This window comes from Nocardioides ultimimeridianus (assembly GCF_054777895.1).
In genome coordinates this window covers 63,082-86,285 of sequence record NZ_BAAHAB010000021.1, presented here as the reverse complement: position 1 = coordinate 86,285, position 23,204 = coordinate 63,082, and the positions used below count along the sequence as shown (strand labels likewise).

General features: G+C 71.9%; 18 protein-coding genes. 11 read left to right on the top strand and 7 right to left on the bottom strand.

Going from position 1 to position 23,204, the window contains the following annotated elements; all coding sequences use genetic code 11:
• The first annotated feature begins 1 nt into the window (after window position 1).
• The 4 genes from ACYU8V_RS18420 to ACYU8V_RS18405 are packed head-to-tail and all read left to right on the top strand — an operon-like array spanning window position 2 to window position 6,192.
• Window positions 2-1,342 (top strand): serpin family protein, encoded by a 1,341-nt coding sequence (locus tag ACYU8V_RS18420; protein ID WP_460849395.1) that lies wholly within the window; start codon window positions 2-4, stop codon window positions 1,340-1,342.
• Between the two features lie 37 nt (window positions 1,343-1,379).
• A complete protein-coding gene (gene mfd, locus ACYU8V_RS18415) occupies window positions 1,380-4,949 on the top strand; it encodes a transcription-repair coupling factor (protein ID WP_460849394.1) in 3,570 nt (1,189 codons plus the stop codon).
• 30 nt (window positions 4,950-4,979) lie between these two features.
• Window positions 4,980-5,591, top strand: coding sequence for a hypothetical protein (locus ACYU8V_RS18410; RefSeq protein WP_460849391.1), 612 nt, complete (start codon window positions 4,980-4,982; stop codon window positions 5,589-5,591).
• Window positions 5,592-5,598: 7 nt separating this feature from the next.
• Window positions 5,599-6,192 carry a nucleoside triphosphate pyrophosphohydrolase gene (locus ACYU8V_RS18405; RefSeq protein ID WP_460849390.1) on the top strand — a complete coding sequence of 198 codons (594 nt, stop codon included), beginning with the start codon at window positions 5,599-5,601 and terminating at the stop codon, window positions 6,190-6,192.
• Here ACYU8V_RS18405 and ACYU8V_RS18400 read toward each other — a convergent pair.
• The 5 genes from ACYU8V_RS18400 to ACYU8V_RS18380 all read right to left on the bottom strand — a co-directional run bounded on the left by ACYU8V_RS18400 (window position 6,184) and on the right by ACYU8V_RS18380 (window position 12,062).
• Window positions 6,184-7,182 (bottom strand): ABC transporter permease, encoded by a 999-nt coding sequence (locus ACYU8V_RS18400; RefSeq protein ID WP_460849389.1) that lies wholly within the window; start codon window positions 7,180-7,182, stop codon window positions 6,184-6,186. The two genes, ACYU8V_RS18405 and ACYU8V_RS18400, sit on opposite strands and share 9 nt — an antisense overlap.
• Window positions 7,179-8,687, bottom strand: a complete 1,509-nt coding sequence (locus tag ACYU8V_RS18395) for a sugar ABC transporter ATP-binding protein (protein WP_460849387.1) — start codon at window positions 8,685-8,687, stop codon at window positions 7,179-7,181. Before ACYU8V_RS18395 ends, ACYU8V_RS18400 begins: the two co-directional genes overlap by 4 nt.
• A gap of 25 nt (window positions 8,688-8,712) precedes the next feature.
• On the bottom strand, window positions 8,713-9,735 hold the full coding sequence (locus ACYU8V_RS18390) for a sugar ABC transporter substrate-binding protein (protein ID WP_460849385.1): 1,023 nt from the start codon (window positions 9,733-9,735) through the stop codon (window positions 8,713-8,715).
• A gap of 16 nt (window positions 9,736-9,751) precedes the next feature.
• Complete coding sequence (locus ACYU8V_RS18385; RefSeq protein WP_460849383.1) at window positions 9,752-10,879, bottom strand: class II histone deacetylase; 1,128 nt, start codon at window positions 10,877-10,879, stop codon at window positions 9,752-9,754.
• A 115-nt stretch (window positions 10,880-10,994) separates the two neighbouring features.
• Window positions 10,995-12,062, bottom strand: coding sequence for a helix-turn-helix transcriptional regulator (locus ACYU8V_RS18380; RefSeq protein WP_460849382.1), 1,068 nt, complete (start codon window positions 12,060-12,062; stop codon window positions 10,995-10,997).
• Between the two features lie 194 nt (window positions 12,063-12,256).
• Here ACYU8V_RS18380 and ACYU8V_RS18375 point away from each other — a divergent pair, with 194 nt between their 5' ends.
• Both ACYU8V_RS18375 and ACYU8V_RS18370 read left to right on the top strand, forming a co-directional pair.
• A complete protein-coding gene (locus ACYU8V_RS18375) occupies window positions 12,257-13,867 on the top strand; it encodes an amidase (RefSeq protein WP_460849380.1) in 1,611 nt (536 codons plus the stop codon).
• A gap of 65 nt (window positions 13,868-13,932) precedes the next feature.
• Entirely contained in the window at window positions 13,933-14,661 is a 729-nt protein-coding gene (locus ACYU8V_RS18370; protein WP_460849378.1) for a gamma-glutamyl-gamma-aminobutyrate hydrolase family protein, read from the top strand.
• A 585-nt stretch (window positions 14,662-15,246) separates the two neighbouring features.
• Here ACYU8V_RS18370 and ACYU8V_RS18365 read toward each other — a convergent pair.
• Window positions 15,247-15,747: a MarR family winged helix-turn-helix transcriptional regulator gene (locus ACYU8V_RS18365; RefSeq protein ID WP_460849377.1), complete on the bottom strand. Its 501-nt coding sequence runs from the start codon at window positions 15,745-15,747 to the stop codon at window positions 15,247-15,249.
• A 179-nt stretch (window positions 15,748-15,926) separates the two neighbouring features.
• Between ACYU8V_RS18365 and ACYU8V_RS18360 the strand changes: the two genes are divergently transcribed.
• The 5 genes from ACYU8V_RS18360 to ACYU8V_RS18340 are packed head-to-tail and all read left to right on the top strand — an operon-like array spanning window position 15,927 to window position 21,840.
• The gene (locus tag ACYU8V_RS18360) at window positions 15,927-17,399 is read left to right on the top strand and encodes an APC family permease (RefSeq protein WP_460849375.1); all 1,473 of its coding nucleotides are present in this window, start codon (window positions 15,927-15,929) and stop codon (window positions 17,397-17,399) included.
• Between the two features lie 32 nt (window positions 17,400-17,431).
• Window positions 17,432-18,784, top strand: a complete 1,353-nt coding sequence (locus ACYU8V_RS18355) for a glutamine synthetase family protein (RefSeq protein ID WP_460849373.1) — start codon at window positions 17,432-17,434, stop codon at window positions 18,782-18,784.
• Between the two features lie 31 nt (window positions 18,785-18,815).
• Window positions 18,816-19,778: a PDR/VanB family oxidoreductase gene (locus ACYU8V_RS18350; protein WP_460849371.1), complete on the top strand. Its 963-nt coding sequence runs from the start codon at window positions 18,816-18,818 to the stop codon at window positions 19,776-19,778.
• Between the two features lie 10 nt (window positions 19,779-19,788).
• A complete protein-coding gene (locus ACYU8V_RS18345) occupies window positions 19,789-20,808 on the top strand; it encodes a Rieske 2Fe-2S domain-containing protein (RefSeq protein ID WP_460849369.1) in 1,020 nt (339 codons plus the stop codon).
• 27 nt (window positions 20,809-20,835) lie between these two features.
• A complete protein-coding gene (locus ACYU8V_RS18340; RefSeq protein WP_460849368.1) occupies window positions 20,836-21,840 on the top strand; it encodes an enoyl-CoA hydratase/isomerase family protein in 1,005 nt (334 codons plus the stop codon).
• Window positions 21,841-21,843: 3 nt separating this feature from the next.
• Here the strand turns inward: ACYU8V_RS18340 and ACYU8V_RS18335 are convergent, their stop codons facing one another.
• Window positions 21,844-23,109: a cytochrome P450 gene (locus ACYU8V_RS18335; protein WP_460849366.1), complete on the bottom strand. Its 1,266-nt coding sequence runs from the start codon at window positions 23,107-23,109 to the stop codon at window positions 21,844-21,846.
• Window positions 23,110-23,204: the final 95 nt, after the last annotated feature.

Genomic DNA, 23,204 nt, shown 5'->3' with positions numbered 1-23,204 from the left:
CATGCTGGGAAGACGAGACCTGATCCGGGCAGGGGCCCTCGGCCTGCTGCTGACCTCGGCGGGAGGGCTGATGGAGGCCTGCGGCAGCGCTGCGAAGAACGACCCGAAGCAGGCGACCGGCGGCATCCAGCTGGTGTCGGCCGACGTCGCGCGGGCCGCCGCGGACCCGACGCTGGTCGGGCCCGCCGCGACCGCGATGGACGGCTTCGCCGTGCGCCTGTACGACGCGGTGCTCAAGGGGATCCGAGGGACGGCCGGCGGGCCGGGCAACCTGGTGATCTCGCCGTACTCCGTCGCCGTCGCCCTCTCCATGACCCTCGCCGGCGCGCGGGGCACGACCGCCGCGCAGATGGGCTCGGCGCTCGGCACGGGCGCGCTCGGCGACCGGTGGCACGACGGCATGGACGCGCTGACGTCGTACGTCGACGGGCTGGCCGGTGACGTCGAGCGGGCCGACGGCAGCAAGGCCACCCTCGGCATCACCACCGCCAACGCCCTGTTCGGGCAGCAGGGACTCGCCTGGGAGCGGCCGTTCCTGGAGCTGCTCGCGCGCGACTACGGCGCCGGCATGCGCACCGTCGACTTCGCGAATCCCGACCACGTGGCCGACCTGATCAACGCATGGGTCGCCGATCGCACCGAGGACCGGATCACGGACCTGGTGCCGCACGGCGCGCTGACCCGGGACGCGCGGCTGGCGCTGGTCGACGCGGTCAGCCTGACCGCCCCCTGGGAGCAGCCATTCGACAAGAAGTCCACCCGGCCGGGGGACTTCCAACTCGCCGACGGCCGCACCGTCCGAGCCCCGCTGATGACCAAGCCCGGCGTCGGCGTCGACCTGACCGACGGCCCCGGCTGGCAGGCCGCGCGCATCCCGTACGCCGGCGGCACCCTCGCGATGACCGTCGTGCTGCCCGACGCGGGTCGCTTCGACGAGGTCGAGGCCGGTCTCGCGAAGGGCGGGCTCGTGCGCGCCCTGGCGCCCGGCCGCTCCGCGACGGTGGACCTGACGCTGCCGCGCTGGTCCGCGCGCACGGCGGTCTCGCTGAAGTCCGCGCTGGAGGCGCTCGGCGTGACCCGGGCGTTCACCGACGCCGCCGACTTCTCGGCGATGACGACCGACGAGGGGCTCGAGATCGGCGACGTGCTGCACCAGGGCTACGTCAAGGTCGACGAGGACGGCACCGAGGCCGCGGCCGCGACGGCCGTGGTGATGGTCGCGACCGGTGCCCCGGTCGCCCCGGCCACGTTCACCGTCGACCGGCCGTTCCTCTTCGTCCTGCACGACACCGCGCACGGCACGCCGCTGTTCGTCGGGCGGGTCGCCGACCCGACGCGGTGAGGGCGGGTGGGGGTGGCGGCACCTAGACTCGGGCAACGTGTCGCTCGCCGGTCTCGCTGATCTCGTCCTCGCCGATCCGGCCCTCGCGGCGGCACTCGGCGGGACCGCCGTACGCACCGAGGACCTGACGGGTCCGACGCCGCTGCGGCCCTTCCTGGTGGCCGGTCTCGCGCGGACCGGGCGGACGGTGCTCGCGGTCACCGCGACGACCCGCGAGGCCGAGCAGCTGACCGCCGAGCTCGGCGACCTGCTCGACCCCGCGACGGTGGCCTACTACCCGAGCTGGGAGACCCTGCCGCACGAGCGCCTCTCGCCGCGGTCCGACACCGTCGGGCGCAGGCTCGCGGTGCTGCGCCGGCTGCAGCACCCCGGCACCGACGCGGCCACCGGTCCGCTGAGCGTCGTCGTCGCCCCGGTCCGCTCGCTCCTCCAGCCCCAGGTCAAGGGCTTGGGCGACCTGGACCCCGTCGAGCTGGCGACCGGTGCTACCGCCGAGATCGACAAGGTCGTCGAGGGGCTGGTGGGCGCCGCCTACTCACGCGTCGACCTGGTCGAGAAGCGCGGCGAGTTCGCGGTCCGCGGCGGCATCGTCGACGTCTTCCCGCCCACCGAGGACCACCCGGTGCGGGTGGAGTTCTGGGGCGACGAGGTCGAGGAGATCCGGTCCTTCGCGGTCGCCGACCAGCGCACCATCGACAAGCTCGACCGGCTCTGGGCGCCGCCGTGCCGTGAGCTGCTCCTGACCGACGCGGTCCGGGAGCGGGCCGCCGAGCTCGGTCGCAAGCACCCCGAGCTGCTCGAGATCACCGACAAGCTGGCCCAGGGCATCGCCGTCGAGGGCATGGAGGCCCTCATCCCGGTGCTCGTCGACGAGCTCGAGCTGCTCGTCGACCTGCTGCCGAGCGACGCCCAGGTGCTGGTGCTCGACCCCGAGCGTGCCCGGGCACGCGCCCACGACCTGGTCGCGACCTCCGAGGAGTTCCTGGCGGCGTCCTGGGCGGTCGCGGCGAGTGGGGGTCAGGCCCCGATCGACCTGCAGGCCGCGTCGTACCGCGAGCTCGGGGAGGTCCGCACGCACGCCCTCGGGCTCGGGGAGTCGTGGTGGACGCTGAGCCCGTTCGGGCTGGACGGGGAGACCGTCGCACCTGACCAACGCGTTGGGTCCGACGCCGAGAACCAACGCGTTGGTCAGGTACGACGGGTCCAGGCCGCGCCGACGTACCACGGCGACGTCGACAAGGCCCTCTCCGACATCGCCGCCTGGCACGCCGACGGCTGGACCGTGGTCGTGCTGCACCAGGGTCATGGCCCGGCCCAGCGCATGGTCGAGGCGCTGGGGGAGCGGGACCTGCCCGCGCGCCTGGTGGAGACGCTCCCGACCGGCGCCGACGTCAACCCGAAGGTGGTCACGGTCGCCTGCGGCGGCCTCGCCCACGGGCTGGTCGACGAGGGCCAGCGGCTGGTCATCCTCACCGGCGAGGACATCGTCGGCGCCAAAGCCTCGACGCGCGACAAGGGCGCGATGCCGACCCGGCGCAAGAAGCAGATCGACCCGCTGGAGCTCAAGACCGGCGACTACGTGGTGCACGAGCAGCACGGCGTCGGCCGCTTCGTGGAGATGAAGCAACGCGTCGTGCACGGCGCGACGCGCGACTACCTGGTGCTGGAGTACGGCGCCTCCAAGCGCGGCGCGCCGCCGGACCGGCTCTACGTCCCGGCCGACGCCCTCGACCAGGTGACGCGGTACGTCGGCGGCGAGCAGCCCAGCCTCGACCGGCTCGGCGGCGCCGACTGGAACAAGCGCAAGAGCCGCGCCCGCAAGGCGGTCCGCGAGATCGCGGCCGAGCTGATCAAGCTGTACGCCGCCCGGCAGGCCACCCAGGGCCACGCGTTCGGTCCCGACAGCCCGTGGCAGCGCGAGCTCGAGGACGCGTTCCCGTTCCACGAGACGCCCGACCAGCTCACGACCGTGGACGAGGTGAAGCAGGACATGGAGCGGGTCGTGCCGATGGACCGGCTGATCTGCGGCGACGTCGGCTACGGCAAGACCGAGATCGCGGTGCGGGCCGCGTTCAAGGCGGTCCAGGACGGCAAGCAGGTCGCGGTGCTGGTGCCCACGACGCTGCTGGTCACCCAGCACCTGAGCACCTTCGCCGAGCGGATGAGCGGCTTCCCGGTGGTCATCAAGGCGCTGAGCCGGTTCCAGACCGACAAGGAGGCCAAGGAGGTCATGGAGGGCATGGCGAACGGGAGCATCGACATCGTCGTCGGCACCCACCGCCTGCTCGGCGCGGAGGTGCGCTTCAAGGACCTCGGGCTGATCATCGTCGACGAGGAGCAGCGCTTCGGGGTCGAGCACAAGGAGCAGATGAAGCGCCTGCGCACCTCGGTCGACGTGCTCTCGATGTCCGCCACGCCGATCCCGCGCACCCTGGAGATGGCGATCACCGGCATCCGCGAGATGTCCACGATCACCACGCCCCCCGAGGAGCGGCACCCCGTGCTGACCTACGTCGGCGGCTACGAGGACCGCCAGGTCGTCGCGGCGATCCGGCGCGAGCTGCTGCGCGACGGCCAGGTCTTCTACATCCACAACCGGGTGAACTCGATCGAGAAGGCCGCCGCCAAGCTGCGCGAGCTGGTGCCCGACGCCCGCGTCGCCACCGCCCACGGGCAGATGGGCGAGAAGCAGCTCGAGCAGGTCATGCTCGACTTCTGGGAGAAGCGCTTCGACGTGCTGGTCTGCACCACGCTGGTCGAGTCCGGGCTGGACGTGTCCAACGCCAACACCATGATCATCGAGCGCGCCGACACCCTGGGCCTGAGCCAGCTGCACCAGCTGCGCGGCCGGGTCGGCCGGTCCCGCGAGCGTGCCTACGCCTACTTCCTCTACCCGACCGAGAAGCCGCTGACCGAGACCGCGCACGAGCGGCTCGCGACCCTGGCCCAGCACTCCGACCTCGGCGGCGGCATGGCGATCGCCATGAAGGACCTCGAGATCCGCGGCGCCGGCAACCTGCTTGGCGGCGAGCAGTCCGGCCACATCGCCGACGTCGGATTCGACCTCTACGTCCGGCTCGTCGGTGAGGCGGTGCGCGACTTCCGCAGCGACGGCGGCGCGCCGGAGGTCCTCGACGAGGTCCGCATCGAGCTGCCGGTCGAGGCCCACCTGCCGCACGACTACATCCCCAGCGAGCGGCTGCGGCTGGAGATGTACAAGCGGCTGGCCGAGGTCCGCTCCGACGAGGACGTCGACGCCATCGCCGAGGAGCTCCAGGACCGGTACGGCGAGCCGCCGGTGCCCGTCGTGGCCCTGCAGCTCGTCGCCCGGTTCCGTGCCCGGGCCCGCCAGGCCGGGCTCACCGAGATCACGACGGTCGGCAAGAACATCCGGTTCGCGCCGGTCGTGCTCCCGGAGTCGCGCGTGGTCCGCCTGCAGCGGCTCTACCCGAAGTCGATCGTCAAGAGCCAGGCCGAGGCCATCATCGTGCCGCGGCCCGGCACGCCGGGGCAGCTCGGCAAGCCGATCGAGGGCGTCGCACTGCTTGAATGGGCGCGCCTGGTCATCGATGCTGTGATCGACCCGCGCGATCAACAGGTCCCTTAAGGAGTCAGCGTGCGTCGTACCCCTGCTCTGGTGGCTGCCACCGCAGCCGTCCTGCTCGCCTCCGCCTGCGGCAGCCACGACGCTCCGCATCCCGGCGTCGCCGCTCAGGTCGACGGGACCAGCCTGTCCCTGACCAGCCTGGACAACCTGGTCGACGCGGTCTGCATCGCCACCGCGAACTCCCCGCAGGGCCAGGGGACCTCCCGCGGCTACGCGGCCAACCAGGAGGTCGGCACCTGGGTCACCGACCAGGCCTTCATCCAGTACGCCGCCGAGCACGGCCTCCCGGGCGCCCGCACCGCGCAGGACCTCTCCGGCGTCCCGGGCATCGATCAGATGACCGCCGACCAGCGCGCCGCACTGCAGGACCTCATCGACGACGAGGCCCAGGTCCACGCGATCAACCAGCTCGCCGGCGGCGGGCTGCGCCTGGACCCCGCCGACTTCGACATCGTGATCAACCCGCGCTTCGACCTGAGCGCCACGAGCCAGGGCCTGGTCCCGACCGACCGTCAACTCTCGGTCGCGGTGACCGGCGACGCCCTCTCCGGTGGGAGCCAGCCGACCGCGGCCGAGGTGGCAGCGCTGCCCGACAGCCAGCTGTGCGGCCCGCGACCCGTGATCGGCTCCACGGCCCAGTGACCCTCCCATGAGTGGGGGCGACGCCGTCGCCGAGCTCGTCGCGGTGATGCGGCGGCAGCGGGCGAGGGACCCGTGGAAGCAGGCCCAGACCCACCGCTCCCTCGCGCGCTACCTGCTCGAGGAGACCCACGAGACGCTCGAGGCCATCGACCGCGGTGATCACGACCACCTGCGTGAGGAGCTGGGCGACCTGTTGCTGCAGGTCGTCTTCCACGCCGTCATCGCGGAGGAGGCGGGGGTCTTCGACCTCGACGAGGTGGCGCGCGGGATCACCGAGAAGCTGATCCGCCGCAACCCGCACATCGACGACGGCGCCGAGGCCCTCACCATCGAGGAGGTCGACGCGCAGTGGCAGCGGATCAAGGCCGCGGAGAAGGGCCGCACCTCCCCGGAGGAGGGCATCCCACCCACCCTCCCCGCGCTCCTGTACGCCGACAAGTTGCTCGGCCGACTCGCCGACGAGGGGCGGCCGGCCGAGGTCGACCCGGCCGCCGCCGACCTCGGCGAGCGGCTGCTCGCGCTGGTGGCCGAGGCCCGCGAGGCCGGGGTCGACCCGGAGCAGGCGCTGCGCGACGTCGTACGGGCCCGGCTCTCAGGCTGAGGCCGCCACCGGCTCCTTCACCGAGGGTGGCTTGACCGCGGTCAGTGCCTCCAGCCGCGGCCCGAGGTAGGCCAGGCCGGCGGCGACCATCAGCGCGACGCCCTGCGCGACCTGCTGCCAGAACGTGGGTACGCCGATCAGGGTCAGGCCGTTCTGCAGGATGCCGAGGAACGCGACGCCGAGGACGACCCCGAACAGCGAGCCGGAGCCGCCGCTGAGGGCCACGCCGCCGACGAGCACGGCGGTGAGGACCGCGAGCTCGAAGCCGAGCCCCGACGTACCGGACTGGACGGCGCCGAGGATCGAGGCCTTGATCGCACCGGCCAGGCCGGCGGTGGCGCCGGTGAGCAGGAAGAGCGCGAACGGCACCGTCCGCACCCGTACGCCGGACAGGTACGCCGCCTCGCGCGACACCCCGATCGCGTAGACGTGCCGGCCGACGGGCGTCGCGAGCAGCACGAAGGCGGCGGCGAGCACCACGACCACCGCGAGGACGACCGGCGTCGGGATGCCGGCGGTGCTCGATCCGCCCAGCCACGCGAAGCTCGGGCTGAACCCGGTCAGCGGCAGCGGCGCGAGCTGCTGGGCGAGACCGCGGACGGCGGTCAGCGAGCCGAGGGTCACGATGAACGGCGACAGCCCGAGGCCGCAGCAGAGCAGACCGTTGACGGCACCGACTGCGAGGCCGGCGAGCACCGCGAAGAGCACGCAGCCGAGCAGGCTGCCCTGGTGCGAGGACGCCCACCAGCCGGCCGCGACGGCGCCGAGCGCCCAGGTCGAGCCGACGGAGAGGTCCAGGTAGCCGCTGATCACCAGCAGGGCCGACGGCACCGCGACGATCGCGAGCGTCGCGCTGTCCGAGGCGATGCCGAGCAGGTTCTGGTGGTTGAAGAAGCTGCCGGTCCAGATCTGGAAGCCGACGGTCATCAGCAGGACGACGGGCAGCAGCGGGTAGCGCCCGAGCCGGCGGACGGATGGGGGAGTGCTCATCGCACGGCCTCCTGGCTGGTGGAGTGGCTGGAGTGGGTGGTCGGGTGGTGGATGGAGTCGAGGAGCGCGTCCTCGGTGATGGCGTCGCCGACCAGCTCGGTGGCGATCCGTCCCTCGCGCATGACCAGGCAGCGGTCGGCGAGGGCGACGATCTCCTCGGGGTCGGTCGAGGCGAAGAGCACCGCCGTACGCCGCTCCGAGGCGATCGTGCGGACGACGCGGTAGATCTCGTGCCGCGCCTGCACGTCGACACCCTGGGTGGGCTCGTCGAGCATCAGCACGGTGGTGGGCAGCACGCCGTTGATCCACCGGCCGAGCAGGAGCTTCTGCTGGTTGCCGCCGGAGAAGCTGCGGGCCGGGGCGGCGGGGGTCGCCGGGTTCACCTTGAGCTCCTTGCTCATCCGGTCGAACGCGGCCAGCTCGGCCGACCTGCTCCGCAGGCCGAACCGGGACAGGGTCCCCTGGGCCGGCAGCAGCGCGTTGTCGAGCGCCGACAGGGAGGCGAAGAGCCCCTGCCCGGCGCGGTCGCCCGGGACCAGGGCGAGCCCGGCCCGCAGGCCGGCGCGCGGGGTGGCCCGGTCGACGGCGCGGCCGCCCACGACGACCCGCCCGCGTCGGCGGTGCCGGCCGTAGGTGAGCTCCAGGGTGCGGGTGCGGCCCGAGCCGATCAGCCCGAAGAGGCCGACGATCTCGCCGGGCCGGACCTCCAGGTCGATCGGCCCGACCCCCATCCCGCTGAGGCCCTCGAGCCGCAGCTGCGGCGGGTCGGCCTCGTGCACCGGTGCCCGCGGCGGGAGCGCCGCCGGCGGCTCGGCGATCGCGGCGATGATGTCGGCGCGGGTCTTGCCGGCCAGGCTCGTCGAGGAGTGCACGCGGCCGTCGCGCAGGACCGTCATCCGGTCGGCGAGCCGCTCGACCTCGCCGAGCAGGTGGGTCACGTAGCAGATGGCCAGGCCCTGCTCCTTGAGCCGCAGCACGGTCCGCTCCAGGGTGGCGATCTCGTGCGCGGACAGCGCCGCCGTCGGCTCGTCCAGGATGAGTACGACGGGGTCGCGGCTCAGCGCCTTCGCGATCTCGACCAGCTGCCGCTGGCCCATGGGCAGCGTCCCGACCCGGTCGTCGACGGTGCAGTGCGCGCCCAGCCGCTCCAGCAGCGCGGTGGCCCGGTCCCGCTGCGCCCGGCGGGACACGACGCCCACACGGGCGACCTCCTGGCCCAGGAAGATGTTGTCGACCACCGAGAGCGAGTCGACCAGGCTGAGGTGCTGGAAGATGATCGCGATCCCGGCGGCGATCGACTGGCGCGGCGTGAGCCCGGCGTACTTCCTCTCGCCGACCTGGATCTCGCCGCTGTCCGGGGTGAACGCCCCACCCAGCGCCTTGATCAGCGTCGACTTGCCGGCGCCGTTGTGCCCGAGCAGGGCGTGGACCTCACCGGGCTCGATGGTGAGGTCCACGCCCCGCAGCGCGCGGACGCCGCCGAAGGACTTGTGGAGTGCTGTCACGCGCAGTGCCATGGCCGGCGCTCGCTCAGCTGTACTGGGACATGATCGAGGTGAGCAGCGCGTCACCCTTCTTGACCAGCGCGATCGGGACGTTGATGCTCGCGTCCGCGTCGCTCTTCCCGGCGGCGACCGCTCGCGGCACGTCGATGATGGCGTTGCCGAGGTCGCGCAGCTGGAGGGCGGCCGAGGCGCGGTAGATCGTGCCCTGGTCGATCAGCTGCAGCGAGCCGAGGTCGCCGTCCTGCCCGCCGACGTAGGTGTTCGCGTCGGTCTGCGAGCGGCCCGACTCGAGCAGCGCCTTGTAGCCGCCGTACGCCGCGCCGTCGGTAATGCCGAGGACGATGTTGACGTCGGGGTGCTGGGCGAGGATCGCCTTGGTCGTGGTCAGCCCGCCGTCGGGGTCGATGGCCTGCGCCTTGGCGACGACCTCGACGTTCGGCGCGGCGGCCGTGAACGCGTCGATCATGCCCTTGGTGCGCTCGATGCCGAGCTGGATGGTGTTGTCGACGAGGAACGCGATCTTGCCCTTGCCGCCGAGGGTGTCGTTGGCCCACTTCGCGGCGTCGGCGCCGAGCAGCTGACCGCCCTTCTCGAAGCTGAACTGGATCGAGGCGCTCTGGTGCTTCAGGGTGCCGCCGTAGGTCACCCAGATCAGGCCGTTCGCGAGCGCCTGGGCGGCCTGGGTCTCGAGGGCCTCGAAGACCATCGGGAAGGACACGATGGCCGGCACCTTCTGGGCGATGAGGCTGTTCAGGTTGGAGGCCTGGGCGTCCGGCTTCCCGGCGTCGTTGGTCTCGTTGAGGCTGACGCCGAGCTCGGCTGCCCGCTGCTTGGCGAACTTCGTGACGCCGGCGTAGACGGGCAGGAAGGTGAAGGGGTAGTCGAAGGCGATCTTCTTCAGGTCGTCCGCGGAGCCGGCGATCCGCTTGCCGTCGCCGCTCTCCTGGGAGGGGGCGCTGCAGGCGGCCAGCAGCACGGCCGCGCCGGCGCCTCCGGTCCAGGCGAGGAAGCTGCGGCGGGACACGTCGCGGTGGGTCTCGGTGCTCATGGTGTTCTCCTGGTGCTCAGGCGCCGGCGGGCGCGGTGATGTCCGAGACGAAGGGGGCGACCCGGTCGAGCAGGGCCGTCTGGTGGGGCTGCAGCTCCAGCTGGCCCATGCCGCCGAAGATCGGCTCGTAGGGGTCCTCGAGCGGCTCGGTCACCCCGGCCAGCTCCTCGATGACGGCGAGCCCGCAGAACGGGACGTAGACCGGGTTGTAGCCGCCCTCGTGGCTCATCGCGAGCCGGCCGCCGCAGACCTTGGAGGCCATGTCGAGCAGCTGCCGGGTCATGGTGCGGTACGTCGAGCTGGTCAGCCCCTGGCGCGCCAGCGGGTCGGCCGCGTTGGCGTCGAAGCCGCTCGCCACCAGGATCAGGTCGGGGCGGAACCGCTCGATCGCGGGCAGCACGACGCGCTCCATGGCCGACAGGTAGCCGCCGGATCCGGTTCCCGGGGGCAGCGGCAGGTTGAGCGCGTAGCCGTGGCCGGCACCCTCGCCGCGCTCCTCGATCATCCCGGTGTCGGGCGGGAAGACCCGGTCCTGGTGGAGCGAGATGGTGAGGGTGTCGGGGTCGTCGTAGAACGCCGCCTGGGTGCCGTTGCCGTGGTGGACGTCCCAGTCGACGACCGCGATCCGCTCGATCCCGTGGGAGCGGCGTACCGCCTGGGCCGCGATGGCCAGGTTGGAGAACATGCAGAAGCCCATGCCGGTGTCGGGACGGGCGTGGTGGCCGGGCGGGCGGATGAGGGCGTAGGCGTTGTCGACGCGGCCCTCGACGACCGCCGCGGTCGCCTCGATCATGCCGCCGGCCGACAGCCGGCCGATCTCGATGCCGCCGGGCCCGAACGGGCTGAGCCCGTCGCCGGAGTCACCGCCCTTGGGCTGGTCGCTACCGTGCTTGATCCGGTCCAGGTGCTCCTCGGTGTGGACGAGCAGGATCTCCTCGTCGGTCGCCTTGCGCGGCGCGATCCGGGTCAGCCGGTCGATGACCCCCGAGACGACGACCAGCTCGTGGATGCGCCGCTTGGTCTCGGCGTTCTCGAAGTGCTGGAACGGCTGGATGCCCCGACGGTGGTCGGCCGGGAAGAGCCCCGCGTTCGTGCCGGTGTCGTGCCAGCCGAACACCTCGTGATAGACGTACCCGGTCGCCATGGTCGCTCCTGACGTGGGGCGCCGGCGGGTCCGGCGCAGCCCTCACATCGTGGGCGCGGGCCGTGACCCGGGTCATTGGCAGAATTGCCAGTCTTTCGGCCCCGAACGGAAAATGTCAGGGGCGCTGGAGCACCCGTGCCAGCGACCGGACCGAGTCCGGGTCCGCGTTCGGGAGGAGTACGCCGGCGGCGGTCGCCTTGGCCGCGGCACCCGCCCGCGACGAGACGCCGAGGCGGCTCAGGATCGCCTCGACGTGCGCCGCCACGGTGCGCTGGGTGAGGCACAGCTCCTCGGCGATGTCCCGGTTGCCGGCGCCGGTCGCGACGGCGGTGAGGACCTCGAGCTGGCGCAGCGTCAGGCCCAGGGTGGTCGGTGCCGGGCGGGTCGCGATGGTGAAGGGCTGTCGGCCGCGGCCCGGCCGGGGCGCGTGGACCCGCACCTCGACCAGGCGGCCGTTCTGCTGGTGCAGGAAGGTGGCGAACTCCGTGCGGGTCCCGAGCACGCCGCGCACGATGCCCATCAGCTCCTCGTCCAGCGCCACGTGCAGCGGCGCCCGGCCGACGACGGGGGTCGGGCGCCCTGCCGCGTCGACCCGCGCCACGGCGTACTCGCGGGGGAGGGTGACATCGGGGGTCGAGCAGGTGGCGACGGTTGTGAGCCGCGCGAACGCCTGGCCGAGCGGGCGCAGCGCGCCGGTGAGCTCGGGCGCGAAGTCGCGCGAGTCGTGCGCGGAGAGGTGCAGCAGGCCGACCAGCTGTGCGTGGGTGTCGCGCAGGGCGATGGAGACGCCGTCGGCGTACCCGGCCGGGTGGAGGACGTCGCGGTACGACGCCGACGCGCGGAAGTCGAAGGTGTCGTCGGCGATGCGCCGACCGGTGGGGGCGTCGAGGACGAGCCGGCCGTGGGGGGAGCGGGCGAGCTCGGTGCACAGGTGGCTGGAGACGTCCGGGTCGTAGCCGACGGTGGCGACGGTCTGGAATGCCGGGACCTGGACCTCGTCGGCGCCGGTGACGGCGGTGTCGAGCTGGCACGCGGCCGCGCCGCAGCAGTCGGCCAGACGCGCCAGGAGGTCGGGGGCGGCGGTGGCGTCCTCGGGCGTGGCGACGGATGCCAGGTCGCCGAGGAGGTCGATCAAGCGGTCCGAGACGGTGCGCGGGCCGGGTGCCCGAACCGGTGCTTCCATGCTCTCCCCACGGTGAGGACGGGGTCGTGAGTTCTCAAGGTAGGGACCGCGGCGGCCGCTGGCAAGGGTCGCGAGCGAGGCGCCCAGGGCGGGAACAGAGGGGTTGCGGATGTGACCGGCACCACTTACTGTTCGGGTCCGAATGAACTAGTTCGTATCGGAACGATCTCGGTCAACGGTCTGGAAGGACCTTCATGAGCACCCTCTCCCGTCGTGCCGTCGTCGCCGGAGCCGCAGGCGGCCTGGCCGTCGGTGCCGCCGCAGCGACAGCGTCCCGCGCCTCTGCCGCCCCCGTCTGGCCGACGGTCTCGCGACCCGCCGACCTGAGCCGCATCGTCCAGTGGTCCGCCGCCGAGCTCTCGGTCGCCATCCGCAACCGCACGGTCACCTGCGTGGAGGTAATGACGGCGTACCTCGACCACATCGCCGACCTCAACCCGAAGGTGAACGCCATCGTCGCGATGCGGCCGCGTGCCGATCTGCTGGCGGAGGCCGCGGAGAAGGACCGGTTGCTGGCCGCGGGCACCTACCAGGGTTGGATGCACGGCTTCCCGCAGGCCGTGAAGGACCTCGCCAACGTCAAGGGCATGCCGACCTCGCTCGGCTTCTTCGGCCAGCCCGGCGTCCCCGCCGCGCCGCCGGCCACCGCCGACGCGCTCTTCGTCGAGCGGGTCCGGGCCGCCGGGGCGATCTTCATCGGCAAGACGAACACCCCCGAGTTCGGCCTCGGCTCGAACACCTTCAACAAGGTCTTCGGCACCACCCTCAACTCCTACGACCAGACCAGGTCCGCCGGAGGCAGCAGTGGCGGCGCGTCGGTCGCGGTCGCGCTGCGGATGCTCCCGGTGGCCGACGGCAGCGACTTCTTCGGCTCGCTGCGCAACCCTCCGGGATGGAACAACGTGTACGGGCTGCGGCCGTCGTACGGACGCGTGCCGGGACTGGGCACCGAGCAGTTCATCCAGCAGGGCGGCACCGAGGGCCCGATCGCGCGCACGGCGAACGACCTGGCGCTCCTGCTCGACACCCTCGCCGGGTACGACGTCCGCGCCCCTCTCTCCATCGACCAGGACGTGCCGCCGATCAAGGGCAGGCCCTCGATGCGCGGGCGCCGGGTCGCCTGGATGGCGGATCTCGGCGGCTATCTCCCGATGGACCCCGAGGTGCTCACCGTGACCGGCGCGGCCGTCGACCGGATGCGGGGCATGGGCATGAGGGTCGACCGGCTCGACGGCCTCCCGACCGGCCCCGGCTTCGCCGGCAACGCCGACCTCTGGCCGGCCTGGCTGGTGTTCCGGCACTGGATGGAGGGCGGCCTGCTCAAGGGTCTGTACGACGTCCCCGCCTTCCGCGCCCACATGAAGCCCGAGGCGATCTACGAGATCGAGGGCCTGCTCGTCGGTGCCGACGGCAACCCGGCGATCTCCGGCATCGACGCCTGGAACGGCTCGGTCAAGCGGACCGCGATGTACCAGGCGTTCCGCAAGCTCTTCGAGACCTACGACTACGTCGTGCTGCCCACCGCCCAGATCTTCCCGTTCGCGGTCGCCGACGAGGAGTGGCCGAGCGAGATCAACGGCACGCCGATGTCGTCGTACCACCGGTGGATGGAGGTCACCGCGATCGGGACCATGCTGGGAGCGCCGACCCTCGCCGCTCCGGCGGGCTTCAGCGGGGACGGCCTGCCGATCGGGGTGCAGGTCCTCGGCCGCAACCACGACGACGCCGGCGTGCTCGAGTTCGCGGCCGCCTGGGACCGCGCGACCGACTTCGACAAGCACCTGCCGCCGCTGATCGCGCCGTGACCAGGGGGTGACCGGGGGCGGGTCCGTCCGATATCGTTCGGGAACGAACAATCTGGAGGTCCTGCATGTCCCGCCGTCCGCTGATCGCCATCCCGGCCCGCTTCTCCTCGTCCGCCGCGGCCCTGCGCTACGGCGCCGACGTGACCGCGCGAGCGCTCGTCGACGCCGTGTACGCCGCCGGTGGGGAGCCCCTGGTCGTCCACCCGGTCGCGACCGACGCGCGGATCGACGTCGAGGCCGTGGCCGAGCGGCTCTGGTTCGCCGACGGGGTGCTGCTGCCCGGCGGCGGCGACCTCGCCTCCCGCTGGTCGGGACAGGGCGACCACGACACCCTGTACGACGTCGACGAGGAGCAGGACGCCTTCGACCTGGCGGTCGCGCGTTTCGCCCTCGAGGGCGGCGTGCCGCTGCTGGCGATCTGCCGCGGGAACCAGGTGGTCAACGTGGGTCTCGGCGGCGACCTGGTCCAGGACCTCGGCGACCGCACCCATCGCCACGTCGTCCAGCCCATCTCCGTCGAGCCCGGCTCGGTCCTGGCGGCGGTGGTGGGGGAGCGCCCCGAGATCTCCTGCTTCCACCACCAGGCCCTCGGCCGCCTCGGCACCGGTCTGCGCGCCGTCGCCCACGCTCCCGACGGCGTGATCGAGGCCGTCGAGCTCGGCGGCCCCGGGTGGTACCTCGGCGTGCAGTGGCACCCCGAGGACACCGCCGCCACCGACCCGCGCCAGGCCGCCCTCTTCTCGGCGCTCGTCGAGGCCGCGCGGGCGTACGCCGCCGGGCGACTGGTGGCCTGAGGGTTCCTCGGGGTCGGTGTGGGCGGCCGCACCGTAGCCGTGCGCCTCCCGCCGTCAAGGACGCTCACTTCGTTCGCGCCGCTGCGCGGCGGCCTTCGGCCGTCCTTGACTGCGGGGCCCTGGCGCACGGCTGGACGGCGCGACAACGGCATGGGCTCCGCCCGCGCCGCCGCTACGCGGCCGCCAGCGGGGGTGGGTGTCGAGGCGCTAAGGACTATGGGTCACCTGGCCCATCGTCGCTAGCGGGTGGATCAGGTGTGCAAGATCGCCCGTGCGGGCGATGTTGACGCGCTTTGGGGCTGCCGCGCCTCTGAAGATCACCCGTGCGGGCGATCTTGTACGTCCCGGCCGGTCAGGCCGGGCCTGGGCTGTGCCGGGGGACGCAATGGGGAGTCCGCCCGGCACCACATGCCGGGAGAACTCCCCGATCACGGATCCAGCTCGCTCGATCCCATGGGTCAGGTGACCCATGGGGTCCAGCGACACGACACCGACCCGCAGGGCGGCCGCGAAGCGGCGGCGCGGGCGAAGCCCGTGCCGACTCCGCTAAGGTGCGGCCGCCCGCACCAGCCCCGCAGGAGAGCCTTACTCCTCGCCCTCCACCGCGATCACCACGTCGCGCAGCGTGCTGGTGAAGGCGCTGACCCGCCGGTCGGAGAGCTTGCCGATGATCTCGGACTCGACGGCGTTGAACTCGGGATAGATCTGCTCCATCAGGGCGATCCCGGCGGTGGTGAGGCGGAGGCGGACCAGGCGGCCGTCCTTGGGGTCGCCCTCGCGCTGCAGCAGGCCGCGGGCCTCCAGGGTCTTGACGACGCCAGTGAGGGTGGCCTTGGAGATGTCGGCGGACTCGGCCACGTGCCGGGTCTCCATGTCCTCCCAGATCCACACCACCCACAGCACGACGAACCCGGTCCAGGTCATGTCGTGCTTGCGCAGCACCCGGTTGGTGAGCTCGCTGCGCACCGCGTTGGCGGCGCGGAACAGGTTGGAGAGCGCGTTCGCGGCCTTGAAGTCCAGGGGCAGGTCGCCCACGTGGTCCTTCATGGCCTTCTCGGTCTCGGCGAGCGTGTGGCGGTCGGGCATGTCGATCAGAGTAGCCATCGCCGGAGCCGGCGGCCGGTAGGGCACAAAGTAATTCGGACCCGAACAATTTTGCCCTGAGGCATGGTGCTCCGGGTCACATCCGGCTATCGTACGGATCCGAACGACTTTCCGGAGCGCGACGGCGACAGGCCCCAGCGCACGACCAAGGAGGCGGACCGATGTCCGATTCGGTCAACACGACACTGCAGAAGAACGCGCTCGGGGTCGGCGCGATCGTCTTCCTCGTCCTCGCCGCGGTCGCGCCGCTCACCGGCATGGTCGTGGTGGCGTCGCTGGCGATCGCGCTCGGCAACGGCGGCGGCACCCCGTTCGCGTTCTTCGCGGTCGCGGTCGTGCTCCTGCTGTTCGCGATCGGCTACGGCAAGATGTCGAGCGAGCTGGTCAACGCGGGCGGGTTCTACGCCTTCGTGGTCAAGGGCCTCGGCCGGCCCGCGGGTCTCGCCGCCGGCTTCATCGCGATGCTCGGCTACAACTTCTTCGTCGTCGGCACCATCGGCACCAGCGGCTTCTTCATGTGGGTCGTGATCCAGACCCAGACTCACTGGGTCATGGGCGGCTTCTTCTCCTGGCTGTTCTGGGGCCTGGCCTCGATGCTCGTCGCCTACCTGATGGCCCTGCGCGGCGTCGACTTCAGCTCCAAGATCCTCGGTGTGTCGCTGGTCCTCGAGACCTCGATCCTGGTCATCTTCGACGTCGCGGTCCTGTTCAAGCACGGCTACTCGTTCGACGCCTTCTCCTGGCACGCGATCACCTCGGGCTCGCTGCCGATCGGCCTGCTGCTCGCCGCCACCGGCTTCCTCGGCTTCGAGGCGACCTCGCTGTTCAGCGAAGAGGCCAAGCACCCGCTCACGACGGTGCCGCGGGCGACGTACATCGCCATCACCCTGATCGGCATCGTTCTGGGCGTCACGACCTGGGCCCTCGTCAGCGCCACCGGCATCGCCGAGGCCCAGCAGACCGCCGGCGACCACGCCGCCACCGGCGACCTCGTGTTCAGCGTCGCCCAGGGCTACGTCGGCACCTTCCTCACCAACACCATGCAGTGGCTGCTCCTGGTCAGCCTGTTCGCCGCGATGCTGGCCTTCCACAACTCCGCGAGCCGCTACCTGTTCTCGCTCGGCCGCGCCCGGATCCTGCCGAACGTCCTCGCGACGACCGGCCGCCGCGGTTCGCCGTACGTCGCCAGCTCGGTCCAGGCCGGCTTCGCGGTCGTCGTAGCAATCGCCTTCAAGCTCGGCGGCGCCGACCCGATCCTGACCGTCGTCCCGAGCATGCTCGGCTTCGGCACCCTGGCGATCCTCGTCCTCCAGGCACTCGCCGCGCTGTCGATCGTGGTCCACTTCCGCCGCAAGCAGGACCCGCGGATCGGCTCCACGCTGGTCGCTCCGGGCCTGGGCTTCCTGGGCCTGTGCTTCGCGGTGGCGCTCGCCTTCCGGCACTTCACGATCGTCGCCGGCTCGACCGACCCGGCGATCACCAAGCTGCCCTGGCTGCTGGTCGCGGCCCTCGTGGGTGGCATCGGCTACGCCGTCTACCTGAGGTCGCAGCGGCCGAGCGTGTACGCCGCCCTCGACTCCGACCTCGAGCGCTTCGACGAAGCCCTCGCCGACAGCGTCGCTGTCACCCGATGATGAAGACCCACGACCGAGAAGGAGACCCGACGGTGGAGCACTGCGACGAGGGCGCCCTGCGCGAGACGGCCGACCGGCTCCTCGCCGACGGCATCGACATCCTCCGGATCGGCTACAGCGACCTGATCGGCACCGAGCGCGGCCGCGACGTCCTGGTCGACAAGCTGGACCGGACCGTCGGCGACGGCGTGGCGTTCTGCCGCTCGGTCTACGGAACCTCGCCGATGGGCGACGTCGTCGACATCGCCGGCGGCCTGTCGGCCGGCCTGCCCGACATCGTGGCCTTCCCCGACCTCGCCACGATCCGCAAGGTCCCGTGGGAGCCGGGTGTCGCGCACGCCATCGCCGACGTCTTCAACCCCGACGGCTCGCGCTCCGAGGAGGGCCCGCGCAACGTCCTCAAGCGCGTGGTCGACCGGTTCGCCGAGCTCGGCATGACCCCGATCGTCGGCCCGGAGCTCGAGTTCTACGTCCTCGAGCCCGACGCGAGCGCCCCCAACGGCTTCCGGCGGTACGGCGAGGCCGCGGGCAACGTCTACGTGTCAGGACTCAAGGGCGACCCGGAGAACACGCTGCTGTCCTCGCTGCGCGACCTGGCGGCGTACGACATCGACGTGGTGGCGGCGAACCACGAGTTCTCCAGCGGGCAGTTCGAGATCAACCTGTGGCACTCCCACGCCCTGGACGCTGCCGACCGCGCCTTCCGGTTCAAGACCGCCGTGCAGGAGCTGTCCCGGCGGCGCGGCAAGATGGCGACCTTCATGGCCAAGCCGTTCAACGACGAGGGCGGCTCCGGCTTCCACATCCACTTCAGCACCGTGGACGCCGACGGCCGGCCGATCTTCGACGACCCGGCCGGCGAGGACGGGCTGTCCAAGGTGGCCCGCTCCGCCATCGCCGGCGTACTCGCGCATGCTCCGGCGCTGGCCGCGATCAGCAACCCGACCGTCAACTCCTACAAGCGGTTCGGGCCGGACACGCTCGCGCCGTGGCTGGTCGACTGGGGCCTGGACAACCGCAGCGCGATGGTGCGGATCCCGCCGGAGCGCGGTCGCGCGTCCCGGATGGAGCTGCGCCTGGGCGATGCCTCCGCGAACCCCTACCTCGCGGTCGCGGGGCTGCTCGCCGCGGCGTACCTGGGCATCCGCGACGAGCTCGTGCCCCCGGCCAAGCTCGAGGGCTACGGCTACGACACCTCCAAGGCCGACAAGCTGCCCGAGAGCCTGGGCGCCGCGATCGACGCGCTGGAGCAGGACAAGGACCTGGCCGACCTGCTCGGCCCGACGTTCGTCGAGACCTTCGTGGCCTACAAGCGCAACGAGCTGGAGCGGTTCAGCCACTGGGTCACCGACTGGGAGTTCCGGGAGTACGCCTACCACCTGTGAGTGGGGCGTTCCCGGGAGAGGAGAGAGACCGATGACTTCGCAGCCCATCGTGCGCGAGTTCGAGGCGGAGCTGACCGTCGTGGAGGCGGCCACCGTCGCCGAGGACGTGGTCGCGCTGACCCTGGCGGCCGCCGACGGCTCGGCGCTGCCGCCGTGGACGCCCGGTGCCCACGTCGACCTGGTGCTCGGCGAGGACCTGGTCCGGCAGTACTCGCTGTGCGGCAACCCCGCCGAAGCCGGCCGCTGGCGGGTCGGGGTGCTCCGCGCCCCCGACAGCAGGGGCGGCTCCAAGGCGGTGCACGCCGAGCTCTCCGCCGGTACGCCGGTCACGGTCCGCGGCCCGCGCAACCACTTCCCCTTCGTGGCGTCGAAGCGCTACCTGTTCCTCGCTGGGGGCATCGGCATCACCCCGATGCTGCCGATGATCCTGGAGGCCGAGGCGTCTGGCGCCGACTGGCGCCTGGTGTACGGCGGCCGCTCGCTGGCCTCGATGGCGTTCCGCGACGAGCTGGAGCGGTACGCCGACCGGGTGACCCTCGTGCCCCAGGACACCGACGGCTTCCCGGACCTGGACGGCCTGCTCGGCACGCCCCAGCCCGACACGCTCGTCTACGCGTGCGGCCCCACGCCGTTCCTGGACGCGATCGAGCAGCGCTGCGCCACGTGGCCGGCGGGCAGCCTGCACCTGGAGCGGTTCGCCGCCAAGGAGGTCGACACCGGTGACGACGAGGCGTTCGAGCTGGTGCTCCAGCGCTCGGGCCTGACCCTGGAGGTGCCCGCCGACAAGTCGATCTTCGCGGTCTGCCGCGATGCCGGCGTCAGCGTCGTCGGCTCCTGCCTCGAGGGCGTCTGCGGGACCTGCGAGACCGAGGTCGTCGAGGGCGAGGTGGACCACCGCGACTCGATCCTCAACGACGAGGAGAAGGAGTCCAACGAGTTCATGATGATCTGTGTGTCCCGCTGCCGCTCCGGCCGGCTGACCCTGGACCTCTGAGGAGACCGCGATGAAGGACAGCAGCGTCGGCTACCCCCGCAATGCCTGGTACGCGCTCGCGACGTCCGAGGAGGTCACCCGCGAGCCGTTCGGCACCCGCGCCCTCGACCGCCCCGTGGTGCTGTTCCGTACGACGGACGGCGCGGCCGTCGCGCTCGGCGACCGGGACGCACACCGGCCCTATCCGCTCAGCCGGGGCCATGTCGACGATGACCTCATCGTGTCCGGCTACTCCGGCTTCGCCTACGACCGCACCGGCGCCTGCGTGCGGGTACCGTCGCAGGAGCAGGTGCCCTACGGCGCCCGGGTGCCGGCGTACCCGGTGCGCGAGGAGGGCGGCCTGGTCTGGGTGTGGCTGGGGGAGCCCGTGCTCGCCGACCTGCGCCGGCCGATCGCCACGCCGTGGCTCACCGACCCCGCCTGGGAGACGTTCGGCGGGCAGTGGGAGACCGCCGCGCACGTGCGGCTGCTGCACGACAACTTCGCCGACATCACCCACGTGGCCGTCGTCGACCCCGTCATCTCACCGCCCGTGCTCGCCGGCGTCGCGCCGGCCCTGCAGGTGGAGCTCACCGAGACCACGGTGTCCTTCCACCGTGACTGGCCCGCCGCGCCGGTCCCGGAGTGGCAGGCCAAGGTGTCGGGACTGTCCGGCTCCTCGGCGTACCCGCAGCGGGAGGAGGGCGCCTTCCTCGCCCCCGGCCTGTGGGCCGACCGCTGGGACGTCCTGGTCCCGGCTGAGGAGGGCGGCACGCAGACCTTCCGCTTCACCCACGCCGTCACGCCGGTCGACCAGCGGCACACGCGCCACATCTGGCGGGTCAGCCGGAACTTCGCGCCCGGCGCGGAGACCACCGACGTGCTGCGGCCGATCTTCGAGTCCTACTACCTGAAGGTCCGCGAGATCCTCGAGGCCATGCAGGACGTGATCGACCGCGACGGCTACGGCGAGGACGTCAACGTCGCCGCCGACCTCGCCGCGCTGCAGGTCCGCAAGATCCTCCGGCGACTGGTGGCCGACGAGGGCTGAGCCCGAGCCCCTGGGAGACTGGCCCGCATGGAGCAGGCGACCCCGGACCTGGACGTCCGCATCGAGCGGCTCGGCGACGTCGGCCGGATCATCCTCGACCGGCCGCGCGCCCTCAACGCGATCACCCTCGCCATGGTCCAGCGGATCCGCGCCGCGCTGGACGGCTGGCGCACCGCCGGGCTGCGCGCCGTGACCATCGAGAGCGCCTCGGACCGCGCGTTCTGCGCGGGCGGCGACATCCGGCGGATCCGGGAGAACTCCCTGGCCGGCTGGCACGACGCGAGCCTGCGGTTCTTCGAGACCGAGTACGCCGTCAACGCGATGCTCGGCAGCTACCCGGTGCCGGTGGTGGCCCTGGTCGGTGGCGTCTGCATGGGCGGCGGGATGGGCCTGAGCGTGCACGGCACCTTCGTCGTGGTCTCCCCGCAGGCCTCGTTCGCGATGCCCGAGACCAAGATCGGCTTCTTCCCCGACGTGGGCGGGTCGCACTTCCTGCCCCGGTTGCCCGGCGAGACCGGCCGCTACCTCGGCCTCACCGGCGCGCGCATCTCCGCCGCCGACGCGCTCGCGCTCGGTCTCGCCACCCACGCCTGCTCCGCCGAGGACCTCGCGCGGCTGCCCCACCTCATCGCCGAGTACGACGGCCCGCTGGAGCAGCTGCTGCGCGAGCTCGCACCCGGGGAGCCGGGAGACCCGGGTCGGCTGGCCGCGGTGCGCCCCGAGCTGGACTGGGCGTTCAGCGCCCCGGACCTGGCGGGCATCGGCACCCGGCTGGCCCACCTCGTGGCGAGCGGCGACGGTCCGGCGGCCGCCTGGGCGCAGGAGACGCTCGGCGAGCTGGCCGCCGCATCGCCGTACTCCCTGGCGGTGACGGACCGGCTCATCGTGGAGGGTCGCCAGCTCGACCTCGAGGCGTGCCTCGCGATGGAGCTGGCCACGGCGGGGGAGGTCATCGCGAGCGCCGACTTCGTCGAGGGGGTGCGCGCGGTCCTGGTGGACAAGGACCACGCGCCCCGGTGGAGCTCTGCCTGATCGCTACTTCGTCGTGACCTTCACCGGCAGCGTCTTGATGCCGTTGACGAAGTTGCTGCGGACCCGGCGTACGTCTCCGGCGAGCTGGATCGACGCGAGTCGCGGGATCAGCTCCTCGAACATCAGCCGGATCTCCATGCGGGCCAGGTTGTTGCCCATGCACAGGTGCGGGCTGCCCTTGCCGAAGGTCACGTGGTCGATGTTCTTGCGGGTCACGTCGAAGTCGTAGGGGTTCTCGAAGACGTCCTCGTCGCGGTTGCCGGAGGCGAACCACATGACGACCTTGTCGCCCTCCTTGATCTGCTTCCCGCCGAGCTCGACGTCGCGCGTCGCGGTCCGGCGGAAGTGGTAGACCGGCGAGGCCCACCGCAGGAACTCCTCGACCGCGTCGGGGATCAGCGACGGGTCCTCCTGCAGCTTGGCGAGCTGCTCGGGGTGCTCGAGGAGCGCCAGCATCGAGTGCGTGATGGTGTGCCGGGTGGTCTCGTTGCCGGCGACGACGAGCAGCAGGAAGTAGGAGTCGTACTCCGAGGCCGACATCGCCTCGCCGTCCTCGGGGATCTTGTTGACCAGCTGGCTGACCAGGTCGGTGCCGTCGCCGCCCTTGCGAGCCGCCGCGAGCTCGCGGCCGTAGTCGAAGACCTCCTGGGAGATGGGGGAGCGGAACGGCAGGTGCTTGTACTTCTCGCTCTCCGGGTCGTCGATGAGGATCGCGGCGTGCTCGGGGTCGGAGAACCCGATGATCTGGTTGCCCCAGTCGATCAGCTGCCCGGTCTTCTCCTGCGGTACGTCGAGCAGGCGGGCCAGCACCTGGATCGGGAAGTCCGCGCTGACGTCGGCGACGAAGTCGAACTCGCCCTTCGCGAGCGCCGCGTCGACGGTGGCGCGGGTGATGTCGCGCAGCAGCTCCTCGTAGTTGCGCATCAGGTTGGGGCGGCTGAACTCGCGCGAGATGAGCTTGCGCAGCGCGCGGTGACGCAGGCCGTCCATCTCCAGGATCGACCGGCGCTGCTCCTGCAGCTCCGGGTCGACCTCCTCGAGGTTGACGAAGTTCGTCGAGGTGAAGGTGTCGGGGTCCTTGTCGACCTCGCAGATGTCGGCGTGCTTGGTGACCGCCCAGAACCCGCTGCCGCCGTCGGTCTCGCGCTGGAAGTGGACGGGGTCCTCGCGGCGGAGCGTGTCGAGCATGCCCCACGCCTCGGGCCCGACGAAGCGGTCGAGATCGACGAGGTCGACATCCTCCAGGGCGACGTACGGCGGCTTGTCCACGGTGGCTCCATCCTTCGACGTTAAGATCGTTCGGACCCGAACAATATCCCTGGAAAAGGTTGGCCGCAAGGGTGGTCTTTCCGTCACGGAGTGGA

Bases quoted from the DNA above. Each gene is read 5' to 3' on its own strand.
- ACYU8V_RS18365 (WP_460849377.1), bottom strand. From the start codon at position 15,747: ATGCCCGACCGCCACACGCTCGCCGAGACCGAGAAGGCCATGAAGGAC.
- ACYU8V_RS18420 (WP_460849395.1), top strand. From the start codon at position 2: ATGCTGGGAAGACGAGACCTGATCCGGGCAGGGGCCCTCGGCCTGCTG.
- ACYU8V_RS18340 (WP_460849368.1), top strand. From the start codon at position 20,836: ATGGAGCAGGCGACCCCGGACCTGGACGTCCGCATCGAGCGGCTCGGC.
- ACYU8V_RS18390 (WP_460849385.1), bottom strand. From the start codon at position 9,735: ATGAGCACCGAGACCCACCGCGACGTGTCCCGCCGCAGCTTCCTCGCC.
- ACYU8V_RS18345 (WP_460849369.1), top strand. From the start codon at position 19,789: ATGAAGGACAGCAGCGTCGGCTACCCCCGCAATGCCTGGTACGCGCTC.
- ACYU8V_RS18370 (WP_460849378.1), top strand. From the start codon at position 13,933: ATGTCCCGCCGTCCGCTGATCGCCATCCCGGCCCGCTTCTCCTCGTCC.
- ACYU8V_RS18350 (WP_460849371.1), top strand. From the start codon at position 18,816: ATGACTTCGCAGCCCATCGTGCGCGAGTTCGAGGCGGAGCTGACCGTC.
- ACYU8V_RS18400 (WP_460849389.1), bottom strand. From the start codon at position 7,182: ATGAGCACTCCCCCATCCGTCCGCCGGCTCGGGCGCTACCCGCTGCTG.
- ACYU8V_RS18405 (WP_460849390.1), top strand. From the start codon at position 5,599: ATGAGTGGGGGCGACGCCGTCGCCGAGCTCGTCGCGGTGATGCGGCGG.
- ACYU8V_RS18375 (WP_460849380.1), top strand. From the start codon at position 12,257: ATGAGCACCCTCTCCCGTCGTGCCGTCGTCGCCGGAGCCGCAGGCGGC.
- ACYU8V_RS18385 (WP_460849383.1), bottom strand. From the start codon at position 10,879: ATGGCGACCGGGTACGTCTATCACGAGGTGTTCGGCTGGCACGACACC.
- ACYU8V_RS18360 (WP_460849375.1), top strand. From the start codon at position 15,927: ATGTCCGATTCGGTCAACACGACACTGCAGAAGAACGCGCTCGGGGTC.
- ACYU8V_RS18380 (WP_460849382.1), bottom strand. From the start codon at position 12,062: ATGGAAGCACCGGTTCGGGCACCCGGCCCGCGCACCGTCTCGGACCGC.